The following is a 25,934-nucleotide window of genomic DNA, read 5'->3' on the forward strand; positions in this document are numbered from 1 at the left end:
GATTAAACGCTAGAGTCTCTGGGATGGAGATTTTTAAGAATACCTTTCTCTAAATGCAAATGACTGTTTTGTGAACATATAATGCGCAAACATTCTTCGGGAGTCACTACGTTGGTCATTAGAGTATCTAGAAGTTGCTGACAAGCGAGTTTCTGCTTTTCTTTAGATTTGGGTTTAGCAAGGATATCTATAGCCGCAGCTACTTCTTCGGGATTGAAATCGTGTTTACCACCTATGAACTCAGGAAAAATAATCGATCCCGTAATGATATTAGGGAGTGAATACGCAGGCATGAGAATCTTAAAGATGTATTTTGCTAAAAAGGTGTCAATAGGTCCAAGAAGGCAGGTAACAATTGTCGGGGTTTGATTTAAAGCTGCCTCAAGGACAATTGTTCCACATTTTGCCAAAGCGCAATCGCAATCTCTCATTAATTGATAACGGAATGTTGAAGAGATGATTTTACCACGACAACCCTCTTTTTCTAGGACATCTAGGATGTTCTTATCGTACTTAGGGTTACAAGAGGATACGAGAATCTGATGTGATTGTGCCAATGATGAAGCTAGAAAGGCTCGTATTTGTACTTGTAAGTTTCTAAAAATGTCGCCAGGGCGACTGCCAGGAAATAACGCAACAATGGGTTGATCAGAAATAGATAGCTGTTGTTTCCACGATGAGCAATATTGGAAGTTCGAAATTGTCTTTACTAGGGGATGCCCTAGATAGATTGTTTTTAAAGGAGAGTTTATGAAAAGATCTTTTTCAAATGGAAGAATTAGTAAAAGTGTATCTAGGTATTTCTCTAAGATCTTTTTTCTTTTAGGTCTCCAAGCCCAAATGCTCGGACAGACATAGTGTATAATCTTTCCTTTATACCCACATTTTCTTAGTTTCTTAATAAGGAAAAAATGAAAGTCTGGAAAATCAATGCAAAAGACTGTTTCAGGATTTTCTTGAAGAATAGCTTTATATAGTCTTCGATATTTCTTAAATAATCCAAAAATCGAAAAAAAGACTTCCAAAAATCCTGATACTTGGAACTCTTCCATGTGAATGAGGGGCTCAAAACCCTCTTTACGCATCAAGGGGCCTCCCACACCAAAACAACGTATAGTAGGATCACAAGTTTTGATATTGTGAAGAAGATCGCTTCCTAAAATATCCCCGCTAGGCTCCCCGGCAGACAGGAAATAACTGTGGTTATGGAACTCTGGTAATCGTGATTTCTTATATATAATGAGTAGATTTGCTAAAGAAGGAAGCAGCCCACAACCATAGCTAATGATGTTTACAGGATCTCCTGTGCGGATGAAATAGAGAAACGCAAGAAAACCACCGATAAAACTTACCAGCCAAAATAACGCTGGTAAGGTAGAGCGGTTATTTATTTCTAAGTGACACCATTGAATAAAAAACCGAGAGGAAAAAGTAAATAATCCTATACAACCAGCGATGTGCCAATAGATATTCGGTGGAGGTAAAGGAAGATGGAAGATATTAGGACTGGCCATCCATTGCATATTTGGATAGTAATAGCTCCCTAAAACAAAAGGTAGTGTTGTAAGTAATAATGTTACAACAAGGATGAACAGTGTTGCTCTTAAAGAGAGACTGTGAGAGGAGGATACATTGAGATTCCTAAAATAAATTACAAGATTAGCTCCATGAAGAAGCGCTATAGGGAACTGACTTTGGATAAAGCCGTGAGCGATCATCATTACCGCCCCTATAGAGGATAAAATCCAAAAAGATTTAGGAACGCACGCCTTTTTCCGTCTTTCACTTAAAAACCACTGAATAGTAAACGCACTGCCAAAAAATAAGTTGGCAATTAATCCTATAGGATACAGTACGTGAACCAGGTGAAGAGGAAGCATGGCAAGTTTAAACTCAAGAAGGAAGTTCCTTTTTATGTAAAGCTTGGTAATAGCGCATCCAAGCTGCAAGTACTTTATCTAGTTTAGGGTAAACTAGGCTACGAATTTCTAAAAGAGAAAGAGCTTCTGAGAAACGTATGTGGTGTAAGAGCTTGCGGTTAAAGAAGTGCGTTTTTTTTGTAGGCACTAAAGGAGTTAACCGGTACTGCATCTGCAAAATAAGCGCAGTTAAAATAAAATTCTTTTTAGAGCAGCTGGTGAATGAATCAGCAAAGAATTTTCCCAAAAAGTTTTTAATATAGTCGAAAACAGAAGTTAAAGATAAATTCGGATGTTTCTTCTGCTTGTAACGTACATTAAAATTCACAATGGGGAACAAAAGTACAGCCATGAGTTGATGACGATCGTAATTGTATTTTTTTTGCGAAATGTTCTTATCTAAAACATCCAAACAAGCAAAGGTCTGCTCCTCCAGAGTCTTGTTCAAACGAAAAACTTTATCCATATAAGGGAAAAGAATCTCTAAGATCTGATATTCTACCGTTAATTTGAAAAATTTAGAGGAAACTCCTGAACCTAGCATTTTAATAAGTTCTTCAAAAACACGTGCTTGAGAACTTTTAATTAGTTCATAACGGCATTCTCGAAGAGCTTCCAAGGTTTTGGGATCAACAGTAAACTGGGCCCTTGAAAGAATTTTTAATAAGCGCAACATCCTTACTGGATCTTGTTTAAAGCGAACAAAGGGATCGCCAATAGTACGCAAATACCGATTTTCTAAGTCGCTAACCCCGCCAGTATAATCTATAATCGTTTCTTCTGTGGGGTCATAGAAAAGACCGTTGATTGTAAAATCTCTTCTTAAAACATCTTCTTCAGCAGTTCCCCAAAGATTGTCTTTAATAATCAGGCTATCTTCATCAGCGCTTCCTGAACGGAAAGTAGATACCTCGATAATTTGATTTGAAAAGCGTATATGAGCTAATCGGAAACGTTTCCCAACAAGTATACAATTTTTGAAAACAGCTTTAATTTCCTCGGGCTTGGCTGAGGTTGAAATATCAAAGTCTTTCGGAGTTGTGTTGAGCAGTAAATCACGTATGCATCCGCCAACAATATAAGCTTTGTAGCCGGCTTTTCGTAGAGTTTTTACTACAGAGAGTGCGTGTGGAGAAAAGTCTTTAAGTTTTATGTTGTGGTCGGTAGCGGAATAGATGATTGGAGCGGGTGCAGATTTAGAAATTTTTCTAAACAATTCTAAGCCTCTACGCAAGAGAGTTTTGTTGTCACAGACCATTTATTATAGGCATCAAGTGTTAAAAAGTCTTGGAAGAAAAAGGGTTTATATAAGCGCTCTTTTTTCTAGGGGAATTTCACCATAGCAAAAATATTGAAGTTTGCAAGAACAAAATACCTAGCCGAAAGACATTCCTTTATACCCTATGCAAGGATTTTTATGATTATTTATCTATGTTTCCTTAGAGAATTTTTGTTTTGATTCCCCAGAGGGTTCAACGGTTCTGCTAGTAGAGAGATTAGAGATGATAGAGATTTTAACAGACAGGAATTTTCCCATTGAATTGGAAGGAGTTTTCAGAATTTGTTCAATGCAAGGCTTAGGAACATTTGGAAGATGTCTCTCGCAAGAAGAAATCTTTAATAGAAGGTGTGGAATGTATGTCTCAAAAACACAAATAGGAAATCATGATTTCTCTAATAACAATTCTAATTTTGTGTTAGAAAAGTTATAAAGTGTTAAGACGATTGCAAGGATTTCAAAATCAGTAAGCGCAGGCAGTTGCTTGTTAGGAAAAATCCTAACTCAGCGTTTTCTAATTTGTTTTTCCTGTCGAGAAGACAATAAGAATGCTATATTTAAATCTATAAGTTCTTAAAAAAGCTTTTTAGTCTGGTGAGAACGAATCTTTAAGAGAATAAATGACTAGGGAAATTAAACCGCTATTTGGTACGGACGGTGTTCGAGGTAGGGCAAATCATGAACCTATGACTGTCGAGATGTCTGTATTATTGGGAAAAGCTGTTGCTGGAGTTTTGCAGGAATGTAAACCAGGGAGGCATCGCGTTGTTGTCGGTAAAGATACCCGCTTGTCTGGATATATGTTTGAGAATGCTCTCATTGCGGGTTTAACTTCTATGGGTATCGAAACCTTGGTTTTAGGTCCAATTCCTACGCCGGGAGTGGCTTTTATTACTCGTGCTTATCGTGCAGATGCTGGGATAATGATTTCCGCATCTCATAATCCTTATTGGGATAATGGGATAAAAATCTTTTCCTCAGAAGGGTTTAAAATTAGCGACGTGATAGAGAGACGCATTGAGCAAATGGTCGCTTTTAAGGAGTTTGGAAATCTACCAGAAGATTATGCCGTAGGGAAGAATAAGCGTGTAGTAGATGCCATGGGACGTTACATAGAGTTTGCTAAAGCTACTTTCCCTAGAGGACGAACATTAAATGGGTTGAAAATTGTTTTAGATTGTGCCCATGGGGCAGCTTACAAGGTAGCTCCTTCAGTGTTTGAAGAACTTGATGCTGAAGTTATTTGTTATGGTTGCGAACCTACAGGAAGTAATATCAACGACAACTGCGGAGCTCTGTTTCCTTCAGTAATTCAGAAAGCCGTAATAGAGCATAAGGCTGATGTTGGTATTGCTTTAGATGGCGATGGAGACCGTATTATCATGGTAAATGAAAAGGGTCATATTGTTGACGGTGATATGATCTTGAGTATTTGTGCCAATGATTTAAAGAAAAAGGGGATTTTACATGGGAATCGCATTGTAGCTACTGTAATGACTAATTTTGGAGTTTTAAAATATCTTGAAAATGTAGGAATAGACACGTTGATTTCTCCTGTAGGAGATCGTCATGTCTTGCAAAACATGCTAGAATACGAAGCCAATCTTGGTGGTGAGCAAAGTGGCCATATGATTTTCCTAGACTATAATACTACAGGAGACGGTATTGTTTCTGCTTTGCAAGTTTTACGGATTATGATTGAAAGTGAATCCACATTGTCGGATTTAACGTCTCCAATTGTAAAAAGTCCTCAAGCACTTATCAACGTCGCAGTAAAAGAAAAAATCCCCCTAGATACTTTGCCTTTGGTTCAAGAAGCTCTTAGAGATGTTAGATCGTCGTTAGGAGACTCTGGTCGTGTTTTATTAAGATATTCTGGAACTGAAAATATTTGCAGGGTTATGGTTGAGGGCTTAAAGAAGCATCAAGTAGATTCCCTAGCTAAGACCATAGCAGATATTGTTGATTCTGAGCTAGGAGTAGGCATTATAGAGTAGGGTAATGTATGTGCGGAATATTCGGTTATCTAGGTTCTAAATTAGCTATTCCTGTAGTTTTAGATGGATTGGCTAAACTAGAGTATCGTGGTTATGATTCCGCTGGATTGGCAGCAATTACATCGGGTCAATTGTTTGTAAGAAAAACCATCGGACGTGTCGATGAGCTCAGAAATGCTTTAGAAACACATCAGATTCAGTCTTCATTAGCCATAGGTCATACGCGTTGGGCAACGCATGGCGTGCCTACGGTAAATAATGCTCATCCTCATGTGGATGAGAATGCTACCTGTGCTATTGTTCACAATGGGATTATTGAGAATTTTAAAGAATTAAAGTCTTTACTTCTTTCTGAAGGCATTTCTTTTTCCTCAGATACAGACTCTGAGGTTATCGCGCAACTCTTTGCTTTTCGTTATCAAGCTACTGGAGATTTCGTACATAGCTTTTCTTGGACTCTGTCTCAGCTTCAGGGCAGCTTTTCCTGCGGGCTTATTCATAAAGATCATCCTTCAGTTCTTCTCTGTGCTTCTCAGGAAAGCCCGTTAATTATTGGCTTAGGGGATCAAGAGCGGTTGATTGCTTCGGATACTCGTGCTTTCTTAAAATATACAAAGAATGTTCAAGCTTTAGCTTCCGGAGAACTAGCTATTGTCAGTCTGGGCAATGAAGTCGAGACATACAATTTTGCATTAAAACGCATTCAGAAAGAAGTTCGTCAAGTTACTTACACCGATGCAGATTCAGATAAGCAGGGGTATAGCTACTATATGCTTAAAGAAATTTATGAGCAGCCGGAAGTTTTCGAACGTCTTCTTCATAAATATCTAGACCCTCAAGGATATATTGGCGAGAAATTTTTAGAAGGCTTCTCTATAGAAGATTTTGATGAAATTTCTATAGTTGCTTGTGGTTCTTCTTACCACGCAGGCTTGTTAGCGAAGTACATTGTAGAATCTCTAGTTTCAATTCCTGTGCATGTTGAAGTTGCTTCAGAATTTCGTTATAGAAGAGCGTATATCGGAAAGAAGACTTTGGCAATTTTAATTAGTCAATCTGGGGAAACAGCTGATACTTTAGCTGCGCTAAAGGAGTTCCGCCGTAGACACGTTGCTTGTGTTTTAGGAATTTGTAATGTTGAAGAATCCGCGCTAGCTATGGGTGTGGATCATTGCTTATTTTTAGAGGCAGGTATTGAAATTGGCGTTGCCTCTACGAAAGCTTTCACAGCTCAATTACTTTTACTTATTTTATTCGGGTTAAAACTAGCATCTGTAAAACGAACTTTGAGTTTAGAAGAACAACGTTCTTGTGGGAAAGGTTTGCTTGAGCTTCCAGTTTTATGTGATCTTCTATTAGCAAATGAAGGTTTGCGTTCTTGGGCGGATAACTATTGCAATGAAGATAGGTTTATATTTTTAGGACGTCGTCTGATGTATCCTATTTGTATGGAAGCCGCATTGAAACTGAAAGAAATTGCATATGTTGAAGCGAACTGTTATCCTGCTGGGGAAATGAAGCACGGGCCTATTGCTTTAATCAGCAAAGGATCTCTGGTAATTACTTTTTGTGGTGACCCTATTGTCTATGAAAAGATGGTGGGATGTATCATGGAGGTAAAAGCTCGGCAAGCTCATGTGATTGCTATAGCTTCAGAATTGCAAGAAGATATTGCTGCTGTTTCGGACTTTCACATATATGTTCCGAATAGTCATCCCTTAGTGTCTCCAATTCTTTATGCTGTTGTGGGGCAAATCATGGCCTATACCATGGCTTTGAAAAAAGGCAATGAAATAGACCGTCCGAGGAATTTAGCCAAATCTGTAACTGTTGAATAACACAAAAGATTAAGGTTTTATTTCTAAATAACTTTAAATCTGAAATATAAGACAAAATTCGAAAGGTTTGTTATGTCTAGCAAGGTTTTAGGGGGCTCCCTCATTATTGCAGGGACCGCCATAGGTGCTGGGGTGTTAGCTGTCCCTATATTAACAGCGCATGCAGGATTTTTACCTACGACTCTTCTCTATACCCTGTCGTGGTTATTCTCCATGGGATCTGGAATGTGCCTTCTCGAGATTATGACCTGGTTTAAAGATAAACAACAGATCAACATGTTATCGATGGCCCAGTACACTCTAGGAGATGTGGGCAAGATTTGCATGTGGCTTGTTTACTTGTTTCTATTTTACTCTCTACTTATTGCTTACTTTTGTGAGGGAGGCAATATACTATTTCGTATTTTTGGTTGTCAGGGATTGGATATTCCTTGGATACGTCACGTAGCTCCTTTAGCTTTTGCTATTTTGATTTGTCCAGCTTTAATGATGGGAACAAAAATCGTGGACTACTGTAACCGCGTTTGTGTTGTCGGAATAGCTATTGCGTTTGCTGCATTTTGTATTTTAGGAGTTTTATCCTTGAAACCAGAATTGCTTTTACGTGCTTCATGGATGCAATCTGTGAATGGATTGCCTATCTTATTCCTTTCCTTTGGCTTTCAAAGTGTGGTTCCCTCACTGTATTACTATATGAATAGGAACGTTAAAGATGTCAAAAAAGCTATAGTTATTGGTAGCTTTGTACCTTTAATCTTATACTTAATTTGGGAAGGTTTAGTTCTAGGGGTAGTTCCCTTGGATTTTCTTATGAAAGCTAAAGAAAATGGTTACACAGCTGTGGAGGCGATGAAAAATTCGTTGCAATGCTCTCTGTTTTATGTGGCCGGTGAATTCTTCGGCTTCTTTGCTTTGGTTTCTTCATTTTTAGGCGTGGCTTTGGGTGTTACGGACTTCCTTGCCGATGCTTGTCGATGGAACAAACAGAAACACAAGTTTGCTATTTTCTTTTTAACTGTTATGGTCCCTTTAGCTTTATCAATGTGCTATCCTGAGATCGTTCTCAAATGTCTCAATTATGCTGGAGGGGTAGGCTCTGCTTTAATTATCGGAGTTTTCCCTGTACTCATGGTCTGGAAAGGCCGTTACGGGAAAAAACGTTGTCATGAAAAACAAGTGCTTCCGGGTGGGAAAATTGTTTTATTGCTAATGGTCGTGGTAATGGTAATTAATTTGGTGAGTCTTTATTATAAATTTTAAATAAACAGCAGCATGTTTGTTAAGTTTTTAATTGTATGTGAGTATAGGAGGTAATATGGGACTATACGATCGTGATTACGCGCAAGAATCTCGTTTGCCAGGGACATTCACATCCAGAGTGTATGGCTGGATGACAGCAGGTCTGGCTGTAACGACTTTTGTGTCGTTAGGGTTATACTTTTCCGGAATGTATAAAAGTTTGTTCGCATTCTGGTGGGTGTGGTGCATTGCTACACTCGGGGTGTCTTTTTACATTAACGCTAAGATTCATAAACTTTCCGTTCCTGCGGTTATGGGGCTTTTCTTGGCCTATTCTGCTTTAGAAGGATTGTTTTTTGGAACCTTAGTGCCTGTTTACGCCGCTCAATACGGTGGAGGAATTGTTTGGGCTGCTTTTGGATCTGCAGGATTAATTTTTGGTTTGTCAGCCGCCTATGGCGCCTTTACCAAAAGCGATCTTACCCAGATGAGAAGTATTCTGATGTTCGCTCTAATCGGGTTGATGTTGGTCTCAGTGATATTTGCGTTGGTTTCTATATTTGTTTATATGCCAATGTTCTACTTATTGATTTGCTACATAGGGTTAGCTATTTTTGTAGGTTTGACTGTTGTAGACGCTCAAGCTATCCGTAGTGTGGCTAAAAATGTAGGTAATGATGGTGATCTGAGCTACAAACTATCTTTAATCATGGCGTTAAAGATGTATTGTAATGTCATCATGATATTCTGGTATCTTCTACAAATTTTCTCCTCTTCTGGAAAGAGAAATTAAAAATATTTTTTATCTTAAGAAGAAGGGAAAAGTTTTTCTAAGAACCGATCTATATGAAACTCTTCAAGATCCCCAATAAGTTCGCCATAACCAACGAATTTTGTAGGGATCTTCAATTGTTTTGCTATGCGAAACAATGTTCCACCTTTGGCAGAACCGTCTACTTTAGTTAGGATTAAACCAGATAAGGGAATGGTTTCGTGAAAAACACGTACCTGCTCAATAACGTTTCCACCTAAAGTTGCATCTATAGTCATCAACCTTTCATGAGGAGACCCTGCGTGCACCTTATTACAAACAGAAACAATTTTTGATAACTCGTTGAGTAAGTTGGTATGCGTATGTAGACGACCCGATGTATCGATAATCACGCGATCATAGCCCCGAGACTTAGCAGAAGCAATGCCATCGTAAGCAATAGCTGCTGGATCGCCACCGGGCTTCCCAGACACAAATCCACAACCCAATTTCTCCGCCCAACAACGCATCTGATCCATACCAGCACTACGAAAAGTGTCCGTGGCGACAATCATTACCTTCTCTGATCGAGATAGGTAATAGTGGGCAAGTTTAGCTACAGTTGTTGTTTTTCCCGATCCATTTGTTCCTAGCATTAAGGAGACAACAGGTGTGTCCTTCTCAGATTTGATGATAGGAAGATTAGCTAGTGTTTCACGAAGTAGTGAGGAAACAAGATCTTTGACGGTAGATTCATCAGGTTTACGACATTTTCGCAAGCGAGAACACAACTCTTCAGTAAGCTCTGAACCAAAATCTGCTTCGTAAAACAAACTTTCTGTAAATTCTAAAAGATCCGCAGATAAAGCTTTTTTAAATAAAGACTGAATCTTGCTGCTAAAGAACTTAAACACTGATTAGAGCGAAGTTAGTTGAAGTAAAAAGAATGATACAAGATAAAGAGGAAAATTCAAAGGGTTATTTATGCACCTTCATGAATACCAAGCTAAGGATCTTTTGAGCTCTTATGATATTGCCATTCCTCCGTATCGTATAGTCTCTTCTGTAGAAGAAGGAGAACTGGTTCTTAGGGAGCTGGGTATAAATGCCGGTGTTGTCAAAGTGCAAGTGCACGCTGGAGGAAGAGGGAAAAATGGTGGCGTAATCATCGCTAAATCTTCTTCTGAAATTCTAGCTGCTATCGGAAAATTATTAAAGATGCGTTTTGAGAGCAATCAAACTTCAGGAGAATCTCTTCCCGTAGAAAAAGTTCTTATTACACCCCTAGTGAATATTGCTTCTGAGTATTACCTGGCAGTGATTATGGATAGAAAAAATCGTTGTCCAGCAATTATGTTATCGAAAGCTGGAGGGATGGACATTGAAGAGGTTGCTCAAAAATATCCTGATCAGTTGCTCACTGTGCCTTTGACTCCTTCTGCTCGTATATACAATTATCAACTCAGACAGATCATTAAATTTATGAACTGGGAAGGAGATACGGGAAAACAAGGGGTGCAGTTAATTAAAAAGCTTGTCCAATGCTTCTATGATAACGATGCCTCTTTACTTGAAATCAATCCCTTGGTGCTTACTCAGGAAGAGGAACTCTTAGTATTGGATGCTAAAGTAACTATTGATGATAACGCCTTATACCGTCACCCCAAACTTGAAGTACTATACGATCCCTCTCAAGAAAATGTTCGCGATGTACTAGCTAAGAAGATAGGGCTGTCTTACATTGCTCTAGATGGAGACATCGGATGTTTAGTGAATGGCGCAGGATTAGCTATGAGTACTCTAGATATTCTTAAAATTCATGGAGGATCTGCTGCAAATTTTCTCGATGTCGGAGGGAGCGCTACAGAACAACAGATTCAAGAAGCGGTTTCCTTGGTGCTATCAGATGAAAATGTAGAAGTTCTATTTATTAATATCTTTGGCGGAATTATGGATTGCTCAGCAGTTGCCTCAGGACTTGTTGCTGTAATGCAAACAAGAGAAAATCTTATTCCTACAGTGGTGCGTTTAGAGGGAACAAATGTGGAATTGGGAAAAGAAATCGTGCAACGTTCGGGAATCCCCTGCCAATTTACAGATTCCTTAAATGAAGGCGCACGTCTTGCTGTAGCGCTGAGTAAACAAGTTTAAGGGGCTTTATGTTTTGCTCATTAAGTAAAAAAATACCAATAATTACTCAAGGTATCACAGGAAAAGCAGGATCATTTCATACAGAGAAATGCCTAGAGTATGGATCGAATTTTGTTGCAGGAGTTACTCCTGGAAAGGGAGGAACGAAGCACTTGAATCTTCCAGTGTACGATTCCGTATTAGAAGCAAAACAAGCAACCAACTGTCAAATAACAATGATTTTTGTTCCTCCTGCTTATGCAGCAGAAGCTATTCTCGAAGCTGAGGATGCAGGAATTGAACTGATTGTCTGCATTACAGAAGGTATCCCAATAAAAGATATGCTCGAAGTGAGCCATGTTATGCAGCACAGTGCCTCTAGATTAATAGGCCCTAATTGTCCAGGAATTATTAAACCTGGAGCTTGTAAAATTGGCATCATGCCAGGGTATATCCATCTTCCCGGGAATGTTGGCGTAGTATCAAGATCGGGGACATTAACTTATGAAGCCGTTTGGCAGCTAACGCAACGCAGCATAGGACAAAGCGTATGCCTAGGTATAGGAGGAGATCCTTTAAACGGAACCTCGTTTATTGATGTGTTGGAAGAATTCCAGAACGACCCTCAAACAGAACTTATCTTGATGATTGGAGAAATCGGAGGTAGTGCTGAAGAAGAGGCCGCAGAATGGATTCAATCTTACTGTACAAAACCTGTTGTAGCGTTTATCGCGGGAGAAACAGCTCCTAAAGGGAAACGTATGGGGCACGCTGGAGCGATTATCTCTGGGAATTCTGGAGATGCGAAAAGCAAAAAAAAAGCTTTGAAAAGAGCGGGGGTGTCCGTTGTTGAATCTCCAGCTTTAATTGGAGAAGCTGTAGAAACTGTGTTTCGCTCGCTATAGTGAACAAGGCATTGGGGTATAAATATTTCCAGATATATTTACTACTATGTTTTATAAGCATAGAGATTTATATGTCGGGAAAATAGACCTCTATTTCTTCTTATTTTCGGATTCTTTTTAGCAGATATAATTCGTATTTAGACAGTTCTTAAGATAAAAATTCTTTGTAGTAATATCTTGCTACAATAATTCGTTTTTCGTGATTATATTCGAAAAGGCTTAAGAGTCTCTATACTTTATAAAACGCATATTTAAAAAGTATTAGGATTCACAGGCTTTCAAAAATGTGAGCACGAGATCAAGAAAGAATTTAGCGCTTGCCTATAGGGAAAAAAGTATGACAAAGAAGCCAATATATTTATTATTAGCCACAGTGATGTTTTTAAGTGTTTCTATATTTCATCCTGTAGGATTCGCCGCTGTGAAAAAAGATGCGCGGATGGCAGAAGTGCCTCAAGAGACGCTTTTAAAGGAGATTTCTGGAGGGTTTTCTAAAGTCGCAGAACAGGCAACTCCTGGTGTTGTTTATATCGAAAGCTTTCCAAAATGTAATCGTCCTGTAAATCCTGCTCCGGGACGTCGAGGACCTTATGACAATCCTTTTGATTATTTTAATGACGAGTTCTTTAATCGCTTTTTTGGTTTGCCTTCGCAAAAAGAACGTCCCATGTCTAAAGAGGCTGTTCGTGGTACAGGATTTATAGTTTCTCCAGACGGTTATGTCGTTACTAATAATCACGTTGTTGAAGATGCTGGAAAGATTCATGTGACCCTACATGATGGTCAGAAATATCCTGCTAAGGTTATCGGCCTAGATCCTAAAACTGATTTAGCCGTTATTAAAATCAATGCGAATAAGCTTCCCCACCTTACTTTTGGGAATTCTGATAATTTGAAAGTCGGGGATTGGGCAATAGCTATCGGGAATCCTTTTGGGCTGCAAGCTACAGTTACCGTAGGGGTAATTAGTGCAAAAGGTAGAAATCAGTTGCATATTGCCGATTTCGAAGATTTTATTCAGACAGATGCAGCTATTAACCCAGGAAACTCCGGGGGGCCCCTTCTCAATATCGATGGAGAAGTTATAGGAGTGAATACTGCTATCGTAAGTGGTAGTGGAGGTTATATTGGTATCGGATTTGCTATTCCTAGTTTAATGGCTAAGAGAATCATAGATCAGCTTATTAGCGATGGTCAGGTAATTCGTGGATTTTTAGGCGTGACTCTACAACCCATAGATGCTGAGCTCGCTGCTTGCTATAAACTAGACAAGGTATACGGAGCTCTAGTAACAGATGTTGTTAAAGGGTCTCCTGCACATAAAGCAGGATTAAAACAAGAAGATGTAATTATTGCCTATAATGGTAGGGAAGTAGAATCCCTCAGTGCTTTCCGTAACGCTATTTCTTTAATGAATCCTAATACTCGTGTGTTGCTTAAAGTAGTTCGAGAAGGACAAGTTTTAGAAATTCCTGTTATTGTTTCTCAAGCACCCCAAGATGATGGAGTCTCTGCTTTACAGCGTGTGGGTATTCGTGTACAAAATCTTAATGCAGAAACTGCTAAGAAATTAGGAATGGCGCCGGATAGTAAAGGCGTACTGATTGTTTCTGTTGAAGCCGGCTCTGTAGCTGGCTCTTCAGGAGTGGCTCCGGGACAACTTATCTTGGCCGTAAATAGACAGAAAGTATCCTCAGTAGAAGAGTTAAATTCTGTTTTAAAAGATGGAAATAACGAAAATATTCTTCTCATGGTCTCTCAAGGAGAGGTTATTCGCTTTATAGTGTTAAAACCAGAAGAATAAACTGAAATTTTTCAGCAGGTTTATCTTATAAAAGCACTCTTTTCAAGAGTGCTTTTTTTATGCTTTTCCTAATCTATCAAGAAGAAGACAAATAGAAATAAAACCGTTTCTCATTTGCTCTAGGGAGAAGTTTTCCTCGGCAGCATGAATAGCGTCACTTAAATAGGAGGTTCCGCAAATGATAGGTTCTGTTTGAGAAACTTCACCTAGTAACGAAGCTATGGGAATAGTTGCCGCCATAAACAATCTAAGACAAGGCTCGTGATAAAGATCTGAATAAATTTCTTGTAATGCTAGAACCACGGGTAAATTTGGAGAACTTCTCCAACCCGGAGAGCCGTCAAAAATCTCATAGGAAAATTTTAACGTGGGGGGAACAAGTTTTTCTAAATGCTGAATAACCTGTTTGGCTACCTTTTGTGGATGTTGTTTGGGAACAAGCCTGCAAGAAAGATAGGCAGTAGCTTTTTGGGGAATGACAGTTTTAAATCCTGGTCCTGTATAACCTCCAGACAGTCCATTTATTTCCAAAGTGGGGTACAAACTTAAAGCTTCTTCAGCAGTAGTTGCAGGAGGATGTAGAGTAGGACGAAATCCTAAACTTTGCTCCCCATCTTGTAAAAGGTTATCTTTAGGCACATCACAATATTCGTCCTCTTGAGGGAGATGAAGGTCATCATAAAAACCTTCAACAGCAATAGAGTTGTCGCTATGATATAGAGAGGCTAGCATGGTTGCTAGTGCTCTGTTGACATTATAGGCAATGCCGCCAAAAATCCCCGAATGCATGTCTTTGTTACCTTCCTCCAAGATAACTTTCATAGTCACTAAACCTCGAGCTCCGATGCTAACAGAGGGCGATTTTGCAGAAGAAAAGCCTCCGTCAATAATTAGAAGGTAATCGGCTTTTAAGGTGTCTTTCTTTTCCTGAATAAGGGATTTTAATGCTGTGCTATTGCTTTCTTCTTCACCTTCTATAATCCAGGTAATATTCACAGGGAATCCTTTTCGGGATTGATAATAGTATTGAAGAGCTTTCCAGGTGTAAAAGCATTGCCCCTTATTATCAGAAACTCCTCGGGCAATCAGACGGTCTCCTTCTTGTCTCATGGTAAAGGGATCTCCTAGCCATCCGTCATTAATATCCGCAGGCTGGACATCATAGTGGTTATAAAGAAGTAGAGTCGGCTTCGTTGAATCCAACTTACGGTAAGTTGCATAGATTATAGGAGGATGCCCAGGTTTTTCCCATAATTCTACGGAAAATATAGTTTTAAGATTGTCCACAAGGAAATCCGCACAACTTTGGCAATCAGCAAGGCATTCGGGGTCGGCAGATATAGAATGAAAATGAAGAAAATTTGAAAATTCCTTGAGAAATTGTTCGTAATGACTTTCAAAATAATCAAGATCATTGTTCATAATTTCCCCTAGGAGTTATTGAAAATAATATCTAAGGTAACTTAACTTTGCTTTGCTGAAAAGCAGGAACATTATAGTGTAATTAGTACTATAGATTTAAAAAAGAAGGGAAACACCTAATGTTGCGTATTAGGGATTTGGACAGAGTATGAAAGCTGGAGATACATATAGAAATTTTGTCGTTAAGTTAAGCCAGGATCTTCCTGAGATCGAAAGTAAACTGCTCGAGGTGGAACATAAACCCTCTGGCGTTTCTATTATGATGATTATCAATAATGACGATGAAAATGTTTTCAATATCTGCTTCAGAACCTGCCCTCAAACTTCTAACGGCGTGGCTCACGTTTTAGAGCATATGGTGCTTTGCGGTTCCGAGAATTATCCGGTGCGAGATCCTTTCTTTTCGATGACTCGACGTAGTTTAAATACGTTTATGAATGCTTTCACTGGAGCAGATTTTACCTGTTATCCTGCAGCATCTCAAATTCCTGAAGATTTCTATAATTTACTTAGCGTGTACATAGACGCAGTTTTTCATCCTTTGCTTACTGAAAATAGTTTTTTACAAGAAGGATGGAGGTACGAACTTACCCCGGAAAATAATTTAACCTATACCGGTATAGTTTTTAATGAAATGAAAGGCGCGATGATGTCAGGAGAATCTCGGCTTTCAGAAGCATTAAATGCAGCCCTATTCCCATCCGTTACCTATGGAGTGAATTCTGGAGGAGATCCTAAGGATATCCTTTCGCTTTCTCATGAAAACGTGGTGGCGTTTCATCAGAGCCAATATACTTTTGGGCGTTGCCTATTTTATTTTTACGGAAACATTAAACCTTCAAGGCATTTAGATTTTCTTGAAGAAAAATTATTACGTCATGTTGGTAAGTTAGAAAAACAAACAGTGACTGTTCCCTTACAGAAGAGGTTTAAAGAGCCCGTAAGAAATATTCTTAAATATCCTTCAGACACTCAAGATCAAGATAAAGTTCTTTTTGGTTTATCTTGGTTAACATGCTCGATATTGGATCAGCAGGAGCTATTAGCTTTGCATGTTCTTGATGTTGTTCTTATGGGTACAGACGCTGCTCCTTTAAAATCCCGATTGTTAAAATCAGGATTTTGCAAACAAGCAGATATGGGAATTGATAGTGAGATTCGTGAAATTCCTATTACTATTCTTTGTAAGGGTTGTTCTCATGGGGGCGCTCAGAAATTAGAGTCTTGGATTTTTGCTTGTTTAGAAGAGATCATAAGAGAAGGAATTCCTAATAATCTTATAGAAGCTGCTGTGCACCAATTAGAACTAGCAAGAAAAGAAATCGCAGGGTATTCCTTGCCCTATGGATTATCGCTATTCTTCCGTTCAGGATTGTTACGCCAGCATGGGGGAAATGCTGAAGATGGATTGCGAATTCATAGTTTATTTTCAGACCTTCGAGAAAAGTTAAAACAACCCGATTACCTTCCAAAACTTATTAGAAAGTATTTCTTAGATAATACACATTTTGCTCGCGTGATAATGCTTCCTGATGCTGATCTGATTTCTATGGAGAATCAAGAAGAGCTTTTGCGCCTTAAAGAAACCCAAGAGAAGCTTTCCCCAGAGAACATAGAAAAAATACGTCTTACTTCTAAAGTTTTAGAAGAATATCAATCTCAGAATGAAGATTTAGATAGAATTCTTCCGAATTTTTCTTTGGATAAAGTTCCAAATTCGGGAAAAGAGTTTCCTTTGGTTAAAAAAAATGTTTCTCATGGAGAAGTTCTTCATCACGATTGTTTTACTAACGATTTGATTTTCGCAGAATTAGTGATGGATCTTCCCTCTTTATCTGTTGAAGAGCTTCCTTGGTTACGTCTTCTTGTTTTCCTAATGTTACAGTTGGGATGTGGAGGGAGATCTTATAAGGAACAGTTGGAATTTCTTCTAGAGCATACCGGTGGTATGGATGTTTCTTATGAATTTTCTCCACATGCAAATAAAAATACTGTGCTATCACCTTCTGTAGGTATTCGAGGAAAAGCGTTAGCATCGAAAGCTGATAAGCTATTTCAAGTTATGGGAGATACTCTAACGAGCATTGATTTCACAGACGTTCCCAGAATCAAAGAGCTGCTTATGCAGCATAATGAAGCTCTGACAAATAGCGTGCGCAATAGTCCTATGGGTTATGCTGTCAGTATGGCTTGTATGGATAAATCTATAGCGGCAACTATGTCTTATTTAGCTTCTGGTTTGCCTTATGTAGATAAAATCCGCGATCTGACAAATAATTTTGATAAGGAAGTAGATAACGTTATTGGTATTTTACAATCCTTATATGAAAAATGCTTCTTCGGTAAGCGTCAGTTAATTCTTAGCGTCAGTAATGCAAACTACAATCATTTACATGAGAATAATTTTTACGGTATTTTAGATATTGAGGGGCGACAGATCGAGCCTTGGGTAAATCCTTCCACAGATGTTTTCCTAAACTCTCAGGGGTTGTATATACCTGCTCGAGCAGCCTTTAATGCTCTAGCTTTTCCCATAGGAGATTTGTCCTATGATCATCCAGATGCTGCGGCGCTTACCGTAGCTGCGGAAATTCTTGATAACACTGTTTTACATACAAAAATCCGAGAACAAGGCGGAGCCTATGGGTCCGGAGCTACCGTTAACCTGGGCAGAGGAGCGTTTTATTGTTATAGTTATCGCGATCCCGCAATTTTTGGTACCCATCAAGCGTTCCTTCACGGTATTGATGAAATTTCTAAAGGAAATTTCTCAAATAAAGATATTCATGAAGGAGTTCTTGATGTTGTCCAAAATTTAGATTCTCCAATAGCTCCCGGAAGTCGTGCGTCTACAGGATATTACAGATTAAGATGTGGAAGGGTTCCAGCTTTACGACAGGCGTTTCGTAGGGCCGTTCTTAATGTGACGGAAGAGCAAATCTGTTCTGTAACGAAGAAATACCTGAAAGATTCTATTGATCAAACGACATTCATTTCCTTCGCTGGAAAAGATATGCTTCAAGATAATGCGTCGAACTTTGAGCAAGAATTGCCCATAAAGTCTGCTTTATAGATTTAAAGCCTGTCCTCTTGCAATAGAGGATCTTCTATTAAATTAGCTTCTTGTTCTTCGCTACTTGGAAGAAAAGATGTGGCAGGATTATGAATGGGAATTGGGTCTTCTATTTTGTGTAAAGAGGATGATAATTCTAAATCTTCGAATTTCCTTAAGGTGGGTAAGATCCTATGCTGTAAGCTAGATGACATATCATTGTAGCTTTGCACAGCATTATTCAGATTTTTCCCAATCTTATGAAAATGATTGAAAACCACATGTAAGCGATGATGTAGTTCTTTTCCTAATTTCCCTATTTCTTGAATTTGTTTTTGTAGGTTTTCCTGTTTCCATGTGTGGGCCACGGTTTTCAGTAATGCCAGTAATGTGAGAGGCCCGGATAGAATGACATTAGAAGTCGCAGCAACATCAATAAGTTCGGGAGCAATTCTTAGGGCATCATTAAAAATGCTTTCTCCCGGTAAGAAAAGAATCACAAATTCCGGAGAATGATGAAATTTTTCCCAGTAACTTTTTGATTTTAGCGTTTTGATATGATCTTTGATTTTCCCTACAAGATCGGATTTATCAGAAGCATCTTGGGAAAAATATGTGTCAGAAAACGGTGCTTTGGAATCAATAATCAAACAGCGCTCATGTGGAAGGCGAATGATCATATCAGCACGAGCTGAACCTTGAGCATCGGTTGCTTGCGTTTCGTAATCACAGTACTTCAGCATCCCAGAAAGTTCTAGAATTCTCTCTAATTGAATCTCTCCCCAGCGACCTCGCGATCCTGGATGTTTTAAGATGTCCGTAAGAGCTTGCGTTTCTTTTTCAAGTTTTTTCTCGGCTGCAAGGAGATGGGTAATTTGTTCTTTTAAGGAGCCACGGTCCTCAGCATGCTTAGTCTCAAAAGTTTCTAAGTTTTGTTTAAAAGCGGTCAGCGTAGCTTGAACTGGTGTTAATATAGATTCTATGGTTTTGGATTTTTCAGAAAAGTAGCTCTGCGTTTCTTCTTTCATCTCTTTGATAAGAGATTGTGAAGATACTGCCAACTTATTACTGAAATCTTCCATAAGTTGTTCTTGGCGACGTGATAGATCCAAAGAACTTTTCAGTAGTTTGTTCTCATATTCCAAGTTTCTCCTTAATTCGAAAAGAGAAGACTCTCGTTTGCGATAATAAAGAGAGGCTAAATATCCACCGAAGCCAAAGCTCAGGAGAGCAATAGTGATATGAGTTATGGAAATGTCTATCATTGGCGTTTCTTTTTCCCTTGATACGTGATTGCAAAAATAGGGAACACTGCAAAAACATATAACCAAGAAACCAAGAAAAATACTTCGGTAAAGTGATCAACAAGGCCGAGGAAAAATAAACAAGCAACCAACCCTGTAGTAACAACAAGTAAAAACGAGGAAACTTTAAAGCGCAGGTTTTTAATTCCCGGAAATTTCCAAGGGGAGATCATAAGACTTCCAATGAAAAGTAGGCCTAAAGAAATCAAAACAACGCGCACCTGTACAGGTAAGATTGTTGAGAAATTAGAAGCTATAAATAAAGCTAAAGACACAACGCAAGCTGCAGCTGCCGGAATAGGCAAACCAATGAAACAAGAATGCCGAGGCGAATCCGCAGTTTTTTTAGAAAATAGATTATAACGGACTAATCTTAACACGCCGCATAGAGAGTAAATAATTGCAGTTACTAGAAGAAGAGAAGAAAAAAACCCTCCAGCGCACGCGCCATCAAGACTCTTAATTGCAATAAGTGGAGGAGCTATTCCAAATGTCACAGCATCGGAGAGAGAGTCGAACTGCGCTCCGAAAGCGCTTTCTGCTTTCATAATGCGAGCAATAGCGCCGTCGGAAAAATCTGCAATCATTGCACTGATCAACAAAAGCGAAAGCCCCTGTAGACGATGCAATAGTTCTACAGAAGATGATGTCTTTAAAACACTTTTAAAAATAATAAAAAGACCACAACAAAGGCCAAAAGCGGTGATAGCATTAGGAGTCACTACACGGCGCTTGCCTCGGATTTCTGGTTCCAATTCTGCCATGAGAATTCCGGAAGTTCGTTACGGCCTTAGCATAATACATTCATCTAAAATCAACAAGTTTTTGCCGAAAAGATCATCGGATATCTAAGTTGAAAAAAGCTCCTCAGAAGCACATTTTTTTCCGGAGAATGACAGTACTTTTCAATTGCATGAAACGCTGTCTATTCCTATATATGGTATACAAGCACATAATGTTTCACTACATATTGGGTTTTCTAGAAGAATCGCTTTCTAGAAAAGGGAGAGTTTTTTCTAAGTTTTTTGATATTAAACTGCGATGGATTTCTGAACTCCCCCGAAGTGTTTAGTCGAATTTCGTTATTGCTTAGAAATACTTATTTTTAATCGAAAATACAGCTGATAGGGGATGACATATGGTCGAGGTAAAAGAGCAACATTATACTATTGTAAAGCGTAATGGCATGTTTGTTCCCTTTAACCAGGACCGGATATTTCAGGCTTTAGAAGCAGCTTTTCGTGATACCCGTAGTTTGGAAGATACCTCTCCTTTACCCAAAGACTTAGAAAAGTCTATTTCAAGTATCACTCGTCAAGTTGTTAATGAAGTAGTTCAAAAAATTAGAGAAGGCCAGGTTGTTACCGTTGAACGTATTCAGGACATGGTGGAGAATCAGCTGTATGTAAGCGGCATGCAAGATGTGGCTAGAAATTATATTATTTATAGAGATCAACATAAAGAGCGTCGTAAAGGGTCTTGGCATAGTGTTTCCGTAATGCGTAGAGATGGAAATCTTGTAAGATTCAATCCCATGAAAATTTCTGCAGCCTTAGAAAAAGCTTTTAGGGCTACGCTTAAAATTACAGATGTTCTTCTACAAGAAATTCTTTCTGAAATAAACAATCTGACTAATAAAATTGTTGAAGAAACCTTAGCAAAGTGTTCCCGAGAACAAACTATCGATATAGAGGCTATACAGGATATTGTGGAAACACAGTTGATGATAGCAGGCCATTATGACGTTGCGAAAAATTATATTTTATATAGAGAAGCTCGTTCGAGAATTCGTGAGCACAAACAGGAAATAGCCGTACAGGAAGAGATCGTCGAAGAAGTTTACGATGTTGTTAAAAGTGACGGAACTACCTATCAAATAAATAAAGCTCAGCTGACAGAAAAATTTGTTTGGGCATGTCGAAGATTCCCAAAAACAACAAATCCCCATACTCTTGCCGATATGGCCTTTGCAAATTTTTATTCTGGAATTAAAGAATCTGAAATTGTTTTGGCTTGTATTATGGCTGCTCGAGCCAATATTGAAAAAGAACCTGATTATGCGTATGTAGCTGCAGAATTGCTTCTCGATGTGGTTTGTCAAGAAGCGATTGGCAAAAGCATAATGGATGCTGATCTTGTAGAGGCGCACAAGCAATATTTTAAACAATATATTTTAGACGGAGATCAGTATCGATTAAATCCTCGCTTGAAGGAATATGATCTTGATGCTCTTGCTGAAGCCTTAGATATATCAAGAGATCATCAATTCTCTTATATGGGGGTACAAACTCTCTACGATCGTTACTTGAATCAATACGAGGGACGCAGACTAGAAACAACACAGATTTTCTGGATGCGTGTTTCTATGGGGCTTGCGTTAAACGAAGGAGAAGATAAAACTTCGTGGGCAATTACTTTCTACAATCTGTTGTCTTCCTTCCGTTATACACCCGCAACTCCCACGCTATTCAATTCTGGAATGCGTCACTCTCAATTAAGTTCTTGTTACTTGTCCACTGTGCAGGATGACCTCGCTCACATTTACAAGGTTATCTCAGATAACGCAATGCTTTCTAAGTGGGCTGGGGGAATCGGTAATGACTGGACCGGAGTGCGTGCTACTGGTTCTTTGATTAAAGGAACCAACGGAAAAAGTCACGGTGTGATTCCTTTCATCAAAGTAGCCAATGATACTGCTGTTGCTGTGAATCAGGGAGGTAAGCGTAAGGGTGCTACGTGCGTGTACTTAGAGACATGGCATCTAGACTATGAAGATTTCTTAGAGTTAAGAAAAAATACTGGTGATGAGCGTCGCCGTACTCACGATATCAATACTGCCAGTTGGATTCCCGATTTATTTTTCAAACGTTTAGAGCAGAAAGGAACTTGGACGCTATTTAGTCCTGACGATGTTCCTGGATTGCATGAGGCTTACGGTTTTGAATTTGATAAGCTTTATGAAGAATATGAAAGAAAAGTAGATACGGGAGAAATTAAGTTATACAAGAAAATCCCTGCTGAAGATTTATGGCGTAAGATGTTGAGTATGCTCTATGAAACAGGGCATCCTTGGATTACTTTTAAAGACCCTTCGAATATTCGTTCAGCACAAGATCATGCGGGTGTTGTTCGTTGCTCGAACTTGTGTACAGAAATTTTATTAAATAGCTCGGAATCTGAAACAGCAGTTTGTAACCTAGGCTCTGTTAATTTAGTGGAGCATATTAAAAATGGCGATATCGATGAAGAAATGCTAGGGGAAACTATCTCAATAGCGATTCGTATTTTAGATAACGTTATTGATATTAACTTCTACCCAACTCAAGAAGCGGCTAATGCAAACTTGACTCATAGAGCCGTGGGCTTAGGAATGATGGGCTTCCAAGATGCTCTATATAAACTTAATATCAGCTATGCATCTCCAGAAGCTGTAGAATTTGCAGATAAGAGTTCAGAGTTAATAGCTTACTATGCATTACTGTCTTCTAGTTTATTAGCTAAAGAACGAGGAACATATAGTTCTTATAAAGGATCTAAATGGGATCGAGGTTACTTGCCTATAGATACCATAGAGCTGTTAAAAGAATACCGAGGAGAAGATAAGCTCCTTATGGACACCTCATGTCGCAAGGACTGGGCTCCTGTTCGTGAAGCTATCAAATCTTATGGTATGAGAAATAGCCACACTATGGCGATAGCTCCAACAGCTACCATATCGAACATTATTGGTGTTACCCAGTCAATAGAACCAACTTATAAGCATTTGTTTGTAAAATCTAATCTCTCCGGAGAATTTACAATTCCTAATGTGTACTTGATTGAGAAGCTCAAGCAGTTAGGATTATGGGATGCTGATATGTTAGACGATTTGAAATATTTCGATGGGTCGTTATTGGAAATCGAGCGTATTCCTGATGATTTGAAAAAGATTTTCCTTACAGCATTTGAAATTGAACCCGAATGGTTAATCGAATGTGCTTCTAGGAGACAGAAATGGTTAGATATGGGACAGTCCGTCAATTTATATTTATCGGAGCCTAACGGGAAAAAACTTTCTGCTATGTATCTTACAGCATGGAAAAAAGGGTTAAAAACTACGTATTACTTAAGATCCCTGGCAGCTACTTCTGTGGAGAAATCATTTATCGATATTAATAAGCGAGGAATTCAACCTCGATGGATGAAGAATAAGTCAGCTTCCACAAGTATTGTCGTAGAAAGAACTAGGGAAACACCCGTCTGTTCTCTCGAAGAAGGTTGTGAATCTTGCCAGTAATATAAAAGAGAGGGATGGAAAGCATGGAAGCAGATATTTTAGAAGGTAAATCAAAACGCGTACAATTAAATAGCAAACGTTTGGTTAATTGTAATCAGGTGGACGTGAATCAGCTAGTCCCCATTAAGTATAAATGGGCTTGGGAACATTATTTAAATGGTTGTGCAAATAACTGGTTGCCAACAGAAGTCCCAATGGCTCGCGATATTGACTTATGGAAATCTAATGAACTTTCCGAAGATGAACGTCGAGTGATTCTTTTAAACTTAGGATTTTTCAGTACAGCAGAGAGTTTAGTAGGGAATAACATTGTATTGGCTATTTTTAAGCACATTACAAATCCTGAAGTACGTCAATATTTATTGAGACAAGCTTTCGAAGAAGCTGTGCATACTCATACTTTTCTTTATATCTGTGAGTCTTTAGGACTAGATGAATCCGAAGTTTTCAATGCTTATAACGAGCGCGCGACTATCAAGGCTAAGGATGATTTCCAAATGGATTTGACCAGGGATGTTTTGGACCCTAATTTCTCTACACATACTATAGAGAATTTGCGCCAATTTATTAAAAACTTAGTGGGCTATTACATCATTATGGAGGGGATTTTCTTCTATAGTGGTTTTGTCATGATCCTTTCTTTCCATCGTCAAAATAAGATGACGGGAATCGGGGAACAGTATCAGTACATTTTACGCGATGAAACTATTCATTTGAATTTCGGTATTGATCTTATCAACGGTATTAAAGAAGAAAATCCTGAAGTATGGTCTCAACAACTTCAAGACGAAATCGTTGATCTTATCCAGAAAGCCGTGGATTTAGAAATCGAATATGCTAGAGATTGTTTGCCACGAGGCATTCTAGGACTAAGATCTTCGATGTTCATTGACTATGTCCGTCATATTGCTGATCGCCGTTTGGAGAGAATCGGTTTGAAACCTATCTATAATTCTAAAAATCCATTCCCATGGATGAGTGAAACTATAGATCTTAATAAAGAGAAAAACTTTTTTGAAACTCGCGTAACAGAATACCAAACCGCAGCGAATTTAAATTGGTAATGCTTTTTAAGTTATTTCTATAAGTGATTGACGACTTTCAGAGTTCCTGAATGTCGTTCAATCGTATTTGGAAAACTTTTTCACCTTTTTCTCTTGAAAAGAAAATCCTTAGAAAAAACTAAGTGAGTTTTTATAATTTCCTGAGATATAAGTTCTTATTATTAATTTTAAATGAAACCCCAAGATTTAAAAGTTCCTTTTTTCTGGGAAGAACGTAGTACCAAAATTAAGGACAACGTTCTCTACGTCCCAGAGCATTATTTCAAGCATCATCAATTTATCATGCCATCTTGGGAAGAGTTTTTTGGAAATGACAATCCTATTTCCTGCGAGCTCTGCTCAGGAAATGGTGATTGGGTTGTTGCCCAAGCTAAAGAAACTCCTGAGGTGAATTGGATAGCTGTTGAGAAGCGGTTTGATAGGGTAAGAAAAATCTGGTCAAAAATGCATAATTGTCGGGTTACTAACCTGAGAATTGTTTGCGGTGATGCGCAAACATTTTTCCTTCACTATCTAGGAGAAGCAGTAGTACAACGTATAATTGTTAATTTCCCCGATCCATGGCCAAAGTCGCGTCATCGTAAACACCGTTTATTTCAGGATGAGTTCTTAAACAATGTCGTCAGAGTACTAACAGAGCCTGGAATACTTATTCTTGCCACAGATGATAAAAACTATCTTCTTCAAGCAATACAAATCATGAGACAATATTTGAGTCCTACTATGGAAGACCCCTACTATTGTGAAGTAGAGAATTACGGGAATTCTTGGTTTGAAACGTTGTGGAGATCCAAAGGTCGAGAAATCTTTTATACAGAATTTGTAAAGAAGTTGGGATATAGCTGACTTGAACAGCTGACCTTCACGATGTCAACGTGACGCTCTAACCAACTGAGCTAATACCCCAAACTAAGCTACAATGTTATCGAGAAAAGAGTATCTTTGCAATAGGCT

Annotated in this window: 17 protein-coding genes and 1 tRNA gene; 11 read left to right on the plus strand and 7 right to left on the minus strand. The window is 38.7% G+C overall.

The features are described from left to right. Positions 1-2: 2 nt before the first annotated feature. Both lpxB and pcnB read right to left on the minus strand, forming a co-directional pair. A complete protein-coding gene (gene lpxB, locus CF_RS01110; protein ID WP_011457775.1) occupies positions 3-1,880 on the minus strand; it encodes a lipid-A-disaccharide synthase in 1,878 nt (625 codons plus the stop codon). 13 nt (positions 1,881-1,893) lie between these two features. After that, complete coding sequence (pcnB, locus tag CF_RS01115) at positions 1,894-3,177, minus strand: polynucleotide adenylyltransferase PcnB (RefSeq protein WP_011457776.1); 1,284 nt, start codon at positions 3,175-3,177, stop codon at positions 1,894-1,896. Between the two features lie 641 nt (positions 3,178-3,818). Between pcnB and glmM the strand changes: the two genes are divergently transcribed. The 4 genes from glmM to CF_RS01140 all read left to right on the plus strand — a co-directional run bounded on the left by glmM (position 3,819) and on the right by CF_RS01140 (position 9,065). Continuing rightward, the gene (gene glmM, locus CF_RS01125; RefSeq protein WP_011457778.1) at positions 3,819-5,195 is read left to right on the plus strand and encodes a phosphoglucosamine mutase; all 1,377 of its coding nucleotides are present in this window, start codon (positions 3,819-3,821) and stop codon (positions 5,193-5,195) included. Positions 5,196-5,203: 8 nt separating this feature from the next. Beyond that, positions 5,204-7,033 carry a glutamine--fructose-6-phosphate transaminase (isomerizing) gene (gene glmS, locus CF_RS01130; protein WP_011457779.1) on the plus strand — a complete coding sequence of 610 codons (1,830 nt, stop codon included), beginning with the start codon at positions 5,204-5,206 and terminating at the stop codon, positions 7,031-7,033. A gap of 72 nt (positions 7,034-7,105) precedes the next feature. Further along, the gene (locus tag CF_RS01135; protein WP_011457780.1) at positions 7,106-8,293 is read left to right on the plus strand and encodes an aromatic amino acid transport family protein; all 1,188 of its coding nucleotides are present in this window, start codon (positions 7,106-7,108) and stop codon (positions 8,291-8,293) included. Between the two features lie 55 nt (positions 8,294-8,348). Continuing rightward, positions 8,349-9,065: a Bax inhibitor-1/YccA family protein gene (locus CF_RS01140; protein WP_011457781.1), complete on the plus strand. Its 717-nt coding sequence runs from the start codon at positions 8,349-8,351 to the stop codon at positions 9,063-9,065. A gap of 14 nt (positions 9,066-9,079) precedes the next feature. Here CF_RS01140 and ftsY read toward each other — a convergent pair whose 3' ends face one another. Next, positions 9,080-9,937 carry a signal recognition particle-docking protein FtsY gene (gene ftsY / locus CF_RS01145; RefSeq protein ID WP_011457782.1) on the minus strand — a complete coding sequence of 286 codons (858 nt, stop codon included), beginning with the start codon at positions 9,935-9,937 and terminating at the stop codon, positions 9,080-9,082. Between the two features lie 70 nt (positions 9,938-10,007). Between ftsY and sucC the strand changes: the two genes are divergently transcribed. The 3 genes from sucC (at position 10,008) to CF_RS01160 (ending at position 13,862) form a co-directional block, all read left to right on the plus strand. Next, positions 10,008-11,174, plus strand: coding sequence for an ADP-forming succinate--CoA ligase subunit beta (gene sucC / locus CF_RS01150; RefSeq protein ID WP_011457783.1), 1,167 nt, complete (start codon positions 10,008-10,010; stop codon positions 11,172-11,174). A gap of 8 nt (positions 11,175-11,182) precedes the next feature. Further along, a complete protein-coding gene (sucD, locus tag CF_RS01155) occupies positions 11,183-12,058 on the plus strand; it encodes a succinate--CoA ligase subunit alpha (RefSeq protein WP_011457784.1) in 876 nt (291 codons plus the stop codon). A gap of 337 nt (positions 12,059-12,395) precedes the next feature. Further along, the gene (locus CF_RS01160; protein WP_011457785.1) at positions 12,396-13,862 is read left to right on the plus strand and encodes a serine protease HtrA; all 1,467 of its coding nucleotides are present in this window, start codon (positions 12,396-12,398) and stop codon (positions 13,860-13,862) included. 57 nt (positions 13,863-13,919) lie between these two features. Here CF_RS01160 and CF_RS01165 read toward each other — a convergent pair whose 3' ends face one another. Next, on the minus strand, positions 13,920-15,284 hold the full coding sequence (locus CF_RS01165; protein WP_011457786.1) for a M20/M25/M40 family metallo-hydrolase: 1,365 nt from the start codon (positions 15,282-15,284) through the stop codon (positions 13,920-13,922). 148 nt (positions 15,285-15,432) lie between these two features. On the opposite strand from CF_RS01165, the gene CF_RS01170 reads away from it, so the two are divergent. Beyond that, positions 15,433-18,357: an insulinase family protein gene (locus CF_RS01170; protein WP_011457787.1), complete on the plus strand. Its 2,925-nt coding sequence runs from the start codon at positions 15,433-15,435 to the stop codon at positions 18,355-18,357. Positions 18,358-18,359: 2 nt separating this feature from the next. Here CF_RS01170 and CF_RS01175 read toward each other — a convergent pair whose 3' ends face one another. Together CF_RS01175 and CF_RS01180 are read right to left on the minus strand one after the other, a co-directional pair. Continuing rightward, complete coding sequence (locus CF_RS01175) at positions 18,360-19,601, minus strand: DNA recombination protein RmuC (RefSeq protein WP_011457788.1); 1,242 nt, start codon at positions 19,599-19,601, stop codon at positions 18,360-18,362. Next, positions 19,598-20,404, minus strand: coding sequence for a CDP-alcohol phosphatidyltransferase family protein (locus CF_RS01180; RefSeq protein ID WP_011457789.1), 807 nt, complete (start codon positions 20,402-20,404; stop codon positions 19,598-19,600). The genes CF_RS01175 and CF_RS01180 overlap by 4 nt, the downstream gene beginning before the upstream one ends. A gap of 374 nt (positions 20,405-20,778) precedes the next feature. Here CF_RS01180 and CF_RS01185 point away from each other — a divergent pair, with 374 nt between their 5' ends. The 3 genes from CF_RS01185 to trmB all read left to right on the plus strand — a co-directional run bounded on the left by CF_RS01185 (position 20,779) and on the right by trmB (position 25,826). Then, positions 20,779-23,916, plus strand: coding sequence for a ribonucleoside-diphosphate reductase subunit alpha (locus CF_RS01185; protein ID WP_011457791.1), 3,138 nt, complete (start codon positions 20,779-20,781; stop codon positions 23,914-23,916). A gap of 23 nt (positions 23,917-23,939) precedes the next feature. Continuing rightward, entirely contained in the window at positions 23,940-24,980 is a 1,041-nt protein-coding gene (locus CF_RS01190) for a ribonucleotide-diphosphate reductase subunit beta (RefSeq protein ID WP_041468061.1), read from the plus strand. A 171-nt stretch (positions 24,981-25,151) separates the two neighbouring features. After that, a complete protein-coding gene (trmB, locus tag CF_RS05150) occupies positions 25,152-25,826 on the plus strand; it encodes a tRNA (guanosine(46)-N7)-methyltransferase TrmB (RefSeq protein WP_011457793.1) in 675 nt (224 codons plus the stop codon). Here trmB and CF_RS01195 read toward each other — a convergent pair. Continuing rightward, positions 25,813-25,886 (minus strand) — tRNA-Val (locus CF_RS01195). The genes trmB and CF_RS01195 overlap by 14 nt on opposite strands. Positions 25,887-25,934: the final 48 nt, after the last annotated feature.

Origin of the sequence: Chlamydia felis Fe/C-56 (genome assembly GCF_000009945.1) — a bacterium.
Lineage (GTDB): Bacteria > Chlamydiota > Chlamydiia > Chlamydiales > Chlamydiaceae > Chlamydia > Chlamydia felis.

Coding starts and splice junctions, on each gene's coding strand:
- lpxB (WP_011457775.1), bottom strand. CDS start 1,880: ATGCTTCCTCTTCACCTGGTTCACGTACTGTATCCTATAGGATTAATT.
- pcnB (WP_011457776.1), bottom strand. CDS start 3,177: ATGGTCTGTGACAACAAAACTCTCTTGCGTAGAGGCTTAGAATTGTTT.
- glmM (WP_011457778.1), top strand. CDS start 3,819: ATGACTAGGGAAATTAAACCGCTATTTGGTACGGACGGTGTTCGAGGT.
- glmS (WP_011457779.1), top strand. CDS start 5,204: ATGTGCGGAATATTCGGTTATCTAGGTTCTAAATTAGCTATTCCTGTA.
- CF_RS01135 (WP_011457780.1), top strand. CDS start 7,106: ATGTCTAGCAAGGTTTTAGGGGGCTCCCTCATTATTGCAGGGACCGCC.
- CF_RS01140 (WP_011457781.1), top strand. CDS start 8,349: ATGGGACTATACGATCGTGATTACGCGCAAGAATCTCGTTTGCCAGGG.
- sucC (WP_011457783.1), top strand. CDS start 10,008: ATGCACCTTCATGAATACCAAGCTAAGGATCTTTTGAGCTCTTATGAT.
- sucD (WP_011457784.1), top strand. CDS start 11,183: ATGTTTTGCTCATTAAGTAAAAAAATACCAATAATTACTCAAGGTATC.
- CF_RS01160 (WP_011457785.1), top strand. CDS start 12,396: ATGACAAAGAAGCCAATATATTTATTATTAGCCACAGTGATGTTTTTA.
- CF_RS01165 (WP_011457786.1), bottom strand. CDS start 15,284: ATGAACAATGATCTTGATTATTTTGAAAGTCATTACGAACAATTTCTC.
- CF_RS01170 (WP_011457787.1), top strand. CDS start 15,433: ATGAAAGCTGGAGATACATATAGAAATTTTGTCGTTAAGTTAAGCCAG.
- CF_RS01175 (WP_011457788.1), bottom strand. CDS start 19,601: ATGATAGACATTTCCATAACTCATATCACTATTGCTCTCCTGAGCTTT.
- CF_RS01180 (WP_011457789.1), bottom strand. CDS start 20,404: ATGGCAGAATTGGAACCAGAAATCCGAGGCAAGCGCCGTGTAGTGACT.
- CF_RS01185 (WP_011457791.1), top strand. CDS start 20,779: ATGGTCGAGGTAAAAGAGCAACATTATACTATTGTAAAGCGTAATGGC.
- CF_RS01190 (WP_041468061.1), top strand. CDS start 23,940: ATGGAAGCAGATATTTTAGAAGGTAAATCAAAACGCGTACAATTAAAT.
- trmB (WP_011457793.1), top strand. CDS start 25,152: ATGAAACCCCAAGATTTAAAAGTTCCTTTTTTCTGGGAAGAACGTAGT.